Source organism: Bacillus cihuensis (genome assembly GCF_000504145.1).
In the GTDB taxonomy this organism is placed as follows: Bacteria; Bacillota; Bacilli; order Bacillales; family DSM-1321; genus Peribacillus; species Peribacillus huizhouensis.
The window spans coordinates 1,347,108-1,348,549 of record NZ_KI632495.1 but is presented as its reverse complement, the minus strand read 5'-3'; the positions used below and the strand labels follow the sequence as shown (position 1 = coordinate 1,348,549).

Annotated in this window: 1 protein-coding gene; it reads left to right on the top strand. The window is 36.3% G+C overall.

The window, feature by feature from the left end:
- The coding region (locus V179_RS27850; RefSeq protein ID WP_034301585.1) for a DNA repair protein RecN at window positions 1-904 on the top strand (904 nt) is incomplete at its 5' end.
- Between the last annotated feature and the right edge of the window lie 538 nt (window positions 905-1,442).

Below are 1,442 nucleotides of genomic sequence, written 5' to 3'. Positions count from 1 at the left end.
AAATAGTTATTATGTTTTAGAAGATGCAATTTCTGCAATTCGAGACCAGCTTGATGCTCTTGAATATGACCCAGAACGTCTAGAATTTATTGAAAGCCGCTTGAATGAAATTAATCAGCTGAAACGGAAATATGGGAAAACGATTGAAGAGATTGTTGTATATGGTGCAGCGATTGAAGAGGAAATTGAAACATTGCTGAATCGTGAAACACATATCACTAAACTCGAGACACAATTAAAATCAGTAAAAGCTGATTTATTAGTAGAGGCTAAAAATGTAACTGAATTACGTGAAAAATATGCCAAGCAACTGACCAAGAAAATACAACAAGAATTAAAAGAACTTCATATGCAAAAAACGGTATTTGAAGCTCGCTTTCATCAAACGGCGTATTCGTTTAATGAAGAGGACTCTAATGCCATCGGACGTAACGGATTGGATGTGATGGAATTTTATATTAGCACGAATCCGGGAGAACCGCTGAAGCCATTGTCAAAAATAGCTTCAGGCGGAGAATTGTCACGGATCATGCTTGCATTAAAAAGTATTTTTTCTAAACATCAAGGGATTACATCGATTATATTTGATGAAGTGGACACAGGGGTCAGTGGTAGAGTGGCACAATCCATTGCTGAAAAGATTTACAAAGTGGCGATCGGTTCACAAGTTCTTTGTATTTCTCACTTACCACAGGTCGCTGCTATGGCAGATACCCACCTATATATAGCAAAAAATATTAAGGCAGGTCGGACGAATACATCCGTTTTTCCATTACAGTATACAGACAAGGTAAAAGAAATCGGTCGAATGATTTCTGGAGTCGAGATTACTGATTTAACGAAACAGCATGCTGAGGAACTTTTGCAACAATCTGATAAAATTAAACAAACTGTTGGAGTATAGTCCTTATCCGGTTTAACAGGCTGTAACATCATCACACATATTTTGTTAAAGATTAAAAATATCGAGTTAAAAATAAACAGCCTGTAAAACCCCGATTGGTTCAACTAACCATTAGCGGAAGGTCACCGCTAAAGGAAGTTTCACTTTATCCCGGTTTAACAGGCTGTAACATCATCACACATATTTTGTTAAAGATTAAAAATATCGAGTTAAAAATAAACAGCCTGTAAAACCCCGATTGGTTCAACTAACCATTAGCGGAAGGTCACCGCTAAAGGAAGTTTCACTTTATCCCGGTTTAACAGGCTGTAACATCATCATACATATTTTGTTAAAGATTAAAAATATCGAGTTAAAAATAAACAGCCTGTAAAACCCCGATTGGTTCAACTAACCATTAGCGGAAGGTCACCACTAATGGAAGTTTCACTTTATTCGTAAATACTCATTATTTTTCATTGAAAAGCTATCCAAAAACGGATAGCTTTTATTTTTGCCCTGAGTTATAAATGCTTGCTGTGAGGGCTACATTAAAGGT